This is a genomic window from Caulobacter sp. GW821-FHT11A05 (assembly GCF_058809015.1).
Genome location: NZ_JBXASF010000005.1, coordinates 69,148 through 75,147 on the forward strand (window position 1 = coordinate 69,148; position 6,000 = coordinate 75,147).

The 6,000-nt window shown below is 67.8% G+C and carries 7 protein-coding genes and 1 tRNA gene; 7 read left to right on the forward strand and 1 reads right to left on the reverse strand.

Annotated elements, in window-relative coordinates; translation table 11 throughout:
• Positions 1–171: 171 nt before the first annotated feature.
• The 3 genes from AC1RSK_RS09245 to nusG all read left to right on the forward strand — a co-directional run bounded on the left by AC1RSK_RS09245 (position 172) and on the right by nusG (position 1,187).
• A tRNA-Trp gene (locus AC1RSK_RS09245) sits at positions 172–247 on the forward strand.
• Between the two features lie 65 nt (positions 248–312).
• A complete protein-coding gene (secE, locus tag AC1RSK_RS09250; protein WP_492907210.1) occupies positions 313–624 on the forward strand; it encodes a preprotein translocase subunit SecE in 312 nt (103 codons plus the stop codon).
• Complete coding sequence (gene nusG / locus AC1RSK_RS09255) at positions 621–1,187, forward strand: transcription termination/antitermination protein NusG (RefSeq protein WP_492907211.1); 567 nt, start codon at positions 621–623, stop codon at positions 1,185–1,187. Before secE ends, nusG begins: the two co-directional genes overlap by 4 nt.
• A gap of 80 nt (positions 1,188–1,267) precedes the next feature.
• On the opposite strand, the gene AC1RSK_RS09260 is transcribed toward nusG, so the two are convergent.
• Positions 1,268–3,037, reverse strand: a complete 1,770-nt coding sequence (locus tag AC1RSK_RS09260; RefSeq protein ID WP_492907212.1) for an autotransporter outer membrane beta-barrel domain-containing protein — start codon at positions 3,035–3,037, stop codon at positions 1,268–1,270.
• A 141-nt stretch (positions 3,038–3,178) separates the two neighbouring features.
• Between AC1RSK_RS09260 and AC1RSK_RS09265 the strand changes: the two genes are divergently transcribed.
• The 4 genes from AC1RSK_RS09265 to rplA all read left to right on the forward strand — a co-directional run bounded on the left by AC1RSK_RS09265 (position 3,179) and on the right by rplA (position 5,961).
• Positions 3,179–3,901 (forward strand): helix-turn-helix transcriptional regulator, encoded by a 723-nt coding sequence (locus tag AC1RSK_RS09265; protein ID WP_492907213.1) that lies wholly within the window; start codon positions 3,179–3,181, stop codon positions 3,899–3,901.
• 107 nt (positions 3,902–4,008) lie between these two features.
• The gene (locus AC1RSK_RS09270; protein WP_492907214.1) at positions 4,009–4,650 is read left to right on the forward strand and encodes a glutathione S-transferase family protein; all 642 of its coding nucleotides are present in this window, start codon (positions 4,009–4,011) and stop codon (positions 4,648–4,650) included.
• Between the two features lie 188 nt (positions 4,651–4,838).
• Positions 4,839–5,267 (forward strand): 50S ribosomal protein L11, encoded by a 429-nt coding sequence (rplK, locus tag AC1RSK_RS09275; RefSeq protein ID WP_492907215.1) that lies wholly within the window; start codon positions 4,839–4,841, stop codon positions 5,265–5,267.
• 4 nt (positions 5,268–5,271) lie between these two features.
• A complete protein-coding gene (rplA, locus tag AC1RSK_RS09280) occupies positions 5,272–5,961 on the forward strand; it encodes a 50S ribosomal protein L1 (RefSeq protein WP_492907216.1) in 690 nt (229 codons plus the stop codon).
• Positions 5,962–6,000: the final 39 nt, after the last annotated feature.

Here is a 6,000-nt window from a genome sequence, read left to right on the forward strand (position 1 = left end):
AGGCAACTCCGGGGGTGTTGCAGCAAACGCACTGGCGCTCCCGACGCTCCCTTCCCATCTCCGTCCTGTCGGATGCTTGCTCACAGGTTGCGGGCCTGCTAAACGGCCCGGCTCCGATAAGGGGTCGCGCGCCGTGGGGTTTCGCCTTGCTGTGTGCTGGCTGTCTGTCGAACGAGTGTAGCTCAGCTGGTAGAGCGTCGGTCTCCAAAACCGAAAGTCGCAGGTTCGAGTCCTGCCACTCGTGCCATCCTCCCAGACGGTCCCGGCCTTCGGGCCGTCTTTAACTAGAAGATTCGAGTTTCAAGACCGTCCATGGCCAAGAAACCTGGCAACCTCGCCGCGATGAAGTCCCGCGCCGCCAAAAGCGCCGCGGTCGTGGCCGCGCCCGCCGGCACGGTTCCCGCCGAACCGAAGAAGCCGCGCGTCAGCATCCCGGAATTCTTCCGCCAGGTCCGGGCCGAGGCCCGCAAGATCACCTGGACCTCCTGGAAGGAGACCTGGATCACCTCCCTGATGGTCTTCATAATGGTGATCATGGCCGCCATGTTCTTCCTGCTGGTGGACTGGATGCTGTCCAACGGCGTGCGCCTGGTGCTTGAACTCGTGAGCGGAACCGCCCAATGACCGACACCACCGCCGAGCGCCCCGTCAACCCGCGCCACAAGTGGTACATCGTCCACGCCTACTCGAACTTCGAGAAGAAGGTGAAGGAATCGATCCTCGACCAGGCCAAGGCCCAGGGTCTGGACGAGTACTTCAGCGACATCCTGGTTCCGACCGAGGACGTCGTCGAAATCCGCCGTGGCCGCAAGGTCAACGCCGAGCGCAAGTTCTTCCCCGGCTATGTGCTGGTGAAGATGGAAATGACCGACGAGGCCTACCACCTCATCAAGAACACCCCGAAGGTCACCGGCTTCCTGGGCAGCGGCTCCAAGCCGATGCCGGTCTCCGAAAAGGAAGTCGAGCGCATCATCGGTGTCGCCGCCGAGGGCGCCGAGCGTCCCAAGCCCACCATCTCCTTCGAGATCGGCGAGCAGGTCCGCGTCACCGACGGCCCCTTCGCCAGCTTCAACGGCACGGTCGAGCAGGTCGACGAGGAACGCACCCGCCTGCACGTGGCCGTGTCGATCTTCGGCCGCGCCACCCCGGTCGAGCTGGAATACAGCCAGGTCGAGAAGGTCTCGTAAGGCTTCAGGCCGGACGAGCGAAAAGGGCGACGCCGGCTTCCGGCGTCGCCCTTTTCATGTCCGCCGCCGGTGGGTGCTGCCTACCATGCGATTCTGACCGCGACGAATCCGGCGTGGCCTTCATTGTCGCGGCCGAAGCGACCGTCATAGCCGGCCTCGATACGGGCCCGATCGTCCAGGCGAAATTCGAGCGCAACACCGAGCTCGGCGGCCGAATCGCCGAAATCGGGTCCGGCGACGACGAACGGCTCGCCGGGGAGCTGCGGATCGAAGGTGGTGACGCGCGCCGTCCTGTCGCCCAAGATCGAGACCCCGCGCGCGTAGCCGCGCGCGGCGAAGCGTCCGGCGTCCGGCGCCCAGCGCGCCTGGAGCCCGGCCCACAGGCGGGTCTGGGTTTCGTCGTCGGCCGAGACCGTGAGCGGCGCGGGTCCGCCCGTCTCGGCGAAACCGCTACGGCTCCACGACAGCACGGACAGGCCGACGGTCGGCGTCAGCGTCAACGCGCCGAGGGGGACCTCATAACCGGCCTCGATCGCGCCGCCCGCGATCGTCGCATCGTAATCGGCGCGGGCGGAGCCGAGCGCGGAGGCGCCCGTCGTCTCGATGTCGAAGACGCCGACCGTGGCCGCGGCGGCCGCGTGGAAACGGCCGGAGGCGAAGGCCGCATGGGCGCCGATCTCCAGGTGCGACGTCTCGGCCATTTCCGGAGTCAGCGCGTCAGCGATCGAAAGATCGGTCTCGCCAAATTCCCCGGCGATGCCGAGGACCCAATGTTTGCCGGGGCTCAAGACGAAGCCGCCGGCCAAGCCGAAGGAGTCGATATCGGTCGCGCCCAGGTCGCCCGCGCCGGCGAAGTCCGCCCCCGCGCCCCACACCTCGGTCCAGACCCCGGCGCCGTCCGGCGCCGGGGGGCCGTCGGTCAGCCGGCGCAGGAAGCGGCCGGTGACGAGGAAGCCCCCGTTGGCCAGGGCCGCATGCACGGCGCCCGAGGGCAGGGGCGTCAGCGACACGTCGTAGAAGGTCGTGCCGCCTGTCAGCGTGCGCTCGATCGAGGTGGTGATGAACAGGGTTTGATAGACGTCGAGGACAAACAGCGTCGTGTTGCTGGGCACATCAACCGTTATGCCGCCGGCGCACCCGGCGGCGGAGGCCGGCGCCGGGCAGCCGACCCGGGTTCCGGCGGTTGCTGTCGCACCTGTGAAGCCAATCGTGATGACCAGGTCGGTATAGGTATCCCTCCCGGTGAGAAGCTCGGAAAGCACGCGATCGGTGACGACGACCGGGCCACCGCCGGTCCGGACCTCCGGACCGCCGAAATAGCGCCTGCCATCGGCGTTTCGCGCGGCGCGCAACAGACGGGGACGCGCGTCCGCGATCGTTCCCCCTCGCAACGTGATCGGCGCGCCATCGGCCAGCACCCCGCTCAACTCGAAGTCGCTGCTGGTGCTGTCGCGATTGTCGACCAGGCTGGCGATTTCGGTAAGGAAGACGCGGTGTTCGAAGGATCCAACCGCGAAGAAGGTATTGGTGCCGCCCCCGCTCCCGACGGTGGGGTCGGCACAGTTGCCGGGCAGCGGCGGAAGTCCAAAAATAAAACTTCCCTGGAAGACCACGGTCGCGCCGCTGGCGATCCAGCTGCCGGCGCAGCCCGGCAGCAATTGCGCATTGTGCTCCGCCGCCAGATCGGCCGCCTCCTGGAGGTTCAGCGCCGCCACATTCGCCACCGGCGGGACCGGCTCGGCCAACCCCCGTTCGCTGGTGATTAAGGTCTGCGCCGCCGCCAGGCCGGGCGCCAACAAGGCCAGCGCCGCTCCGCCGACCAGCAAGCCTGAAAGCCTTCGCACGCCCATCGAACCATCCTTCGCCCGGACTCTCGCATCGTTGCGGCGGGCCGCTAAGCTCCCGGAATCGGGAGGTTGACGGGGTGAAGGCGGGCGCTTGCGGGCGGCGGCGCTTGGTGCGAGTCTGGCCCTGACGGATGGGAGCCGCCAATGCTGTCGCGGGTCATGGACCATGCCGAGGGCGCGTTCCGGGCGACGACGCCCGAGGAGGCGAGCGCGCGTTTCTTCGAGGCCGCCAAGGGGTTCGGCGCCTCCTATCTGCAGACCCGCCTCTATCGCCGTCCCGCAGGGCCGCTCACCGCGCCCAGTCATTATGCGGCGGGCGGCTTCCTCGCCCGGATGGCGCCGGCGTCCTGGCCGCACAGCGACGCGTTCAACTATGTCTGCTTCCAGTGCAATCCGCTGTTGGCCGCGATCCGCGAGAACCGTACGCGCTACCGCTTCTCCGATTTCGCGCCGCGCGGCGACCGCCGCTATGGCGCCTATTGGGAAGCGATGGGCGAAGCCGGCATCGCCGACGCGCTCTGCGCCACCTCATACGGCGCCGGCGGCATGATCGCTTCTCTGCATCTCGGGTTTCCGCACCGGCAGATCGGCCCGGAGGAGAGCCTGGCCGTCCAGCTCGCCGGACTCGTCCTCACCGAAAAGCTGATGAGCTTCGCCAGTGTCCCGGCCGACCCCGATCCGCTGACCCGGCGTGAGCGCGACGCGCTTGCCCTCGTCGCTGAAGGCAAGACCGATTGGGAAATTTCGGTGATCCTGGAAGTTTCCGAAGCGACCGCCCGTTTCCATGTCGATAATGCGCGCCGCAAGCTCGGCGCCGTCACCCGCGCCCAGGCCGTCGCGCGGCTTGTGAACCAACGGCTGATATGAACAGCGGTGACAGTGCGCGACGACGTCTCTCAGGTCCCGGCCGTTGAGCTTTCAAACGCGACCGCCCCCGACCTAGACTGGGACCCGCGACAAGAGAGGCCGCATCGATGATCACCGTCTGGGGCGAGGGCAGGGGGTTCCGGGTCGTCTGGTTGCTGGAGGAGATGGGCATCCCCTATCGCCTGCGGGACGTCGACATGCTGAAGGGCGTCGAGAACGATCCCGAATTCCTGGCCATCAACCCCGGCGGTTTCATCCCAGCCCTGCAGGATGGCGACATGGTGATGGTCGAGTCGGTGGCCATCCTGCAGTACCTGCTGGGCCGGCATGGTCCCACGCCCCTGGCGGTCGGGCCGGATGATCCCGCCTATCCGACCTATCTGCAGTTCCTGGTCATGGGCGAGGCGGGCATCATGGCGCCGGCCTTCTACGGCTGGGCCGGGCGCGGGTTCGGGCCACAGGGCGCCGCGGACGACTGGACCGGCAGGCTCGGTCTGGAGAATCTCCAGAGCCGGCGCAGGCTGGTCGCCCGCCAGCTGGAGCAGGCCGCCTATATGGCGGGCGAGCGCTTCACGGCCGCCGACATCTCCGTCGCCTACGCCCTGCTGTGGCTTCGCCGGACGCGCACCGCCGAACTGACGGACGCCGAACGGGCTTATGTCGAGCGTTGCACGGCCCGCGACGGCTACCGGCGCGCCATGCAGGCCTGCCCGGCCACGCGCGGCTGGGCGGAGGCTGTCGGCGGGTAGGTATCCTTCTCCCGCTTGTCGGGAGAGGGGGCGGGATTTGCGATTCCGCTTCGCGCCTGCTACAGAGCCGGCCCCCGCGCTCTAACCAGCGCGGCTTTCGCCTCTACGGGCGGATTCAAATCCGTGGGAGGGACGCCAAGCCCGCACCACGGCTCACAACCGCCGGTATCGCCGGCAATGGAGAAACCATGGCCAAGAAGATTCTGGGCTACATCAAGCTGCAGGTGCCCGCGGGCTCCGCCACCCCCTCCCCGCCCATCGGGCCGGCGCTGGGTCAACGCGGCGTCAACATCATGGGCTTCTGCAAGGAGTTCAACGCCCGCACCGAGAACGTCGCCAAGGGCACGCCCCTGCCGACCGTCATCACCGTCTACCAGGACAAGAGCTTCACCTTCGTCACCAAGACCCCGCCGGCGACCTTCTTCATCAAGGAAGCCCTCGGTCTGAAGTCCGGCTCCAACAAGCCGGGCCGCGAAGTGGCCGGCAAGATCACGCAAGCCCAGCTGCGCGAGATCGCCGAAAAGAAGATGAAAGACCTGAACGCGAACGACCTGGACGCGGCAACCAAGATCATCGCCGGCTCCGCCCGCGCGATGGGCCTGACGGTGGAGGCCTAAGCACATGGTCAAGCAAATCAAACGCGCCAAGGCCTGGACCGGCGACCGTGACGCCACCCACGCCGTTGAAGCCGCCATCAGCCTGGTGAAGGCCAACGCCACCGCCAAGTTCGACGAAAGCATCGAGATCGCCGTCAACCTGGGCGTCGACCCGCGTCACGCCGACCAGCAGGTCCGTGGCGTCGTTTCGCTCCCCTCCGGCACCGGCCGCGACGTCCGCGTCGCCGTCATCGCCAAGGACGCCAAGGCTGACGAAGCCCGCGCCGCCGGCGCTGAAGTCGTCGGCGCCGAAGACCTAGTCGAGCGTATCCAGGGCGGCTTCATGGAATTCGACCGCGTCATCGCGACGCCGGACATGATGGCCCTCGTCGGCCGTCTGGGTAAGGTGCTGGGCCCGCGCGGCCTGATGCCCAACCCGCGTGTCGGCACCGTGACCCCGAACGTCGGTCAGGCCGTGAAGGACGCCAAGGGCGGCGCCATCGAGTTCCGCGTCGAGAAGGCGGGCATCGTCCACGCCGGCATCGGCAAGGCCTCGTTCACCGAAGACGCCCTGCTGGCCAACGTCCGCGCCCTCGTGGACGCGCTCAACAAGGCCAAGCCGGCCGGCGCCAAGGGCATCTACGTGAAGCGCATCTCGCTCTCCTCGACCATGGGCCCCGGCTTCAAGGTCGATACCGGCAGCATCAGCGCCTAAGCGCTTTTCTGCAGGTCTGAAGTTGCGGCGGGGGGGGCC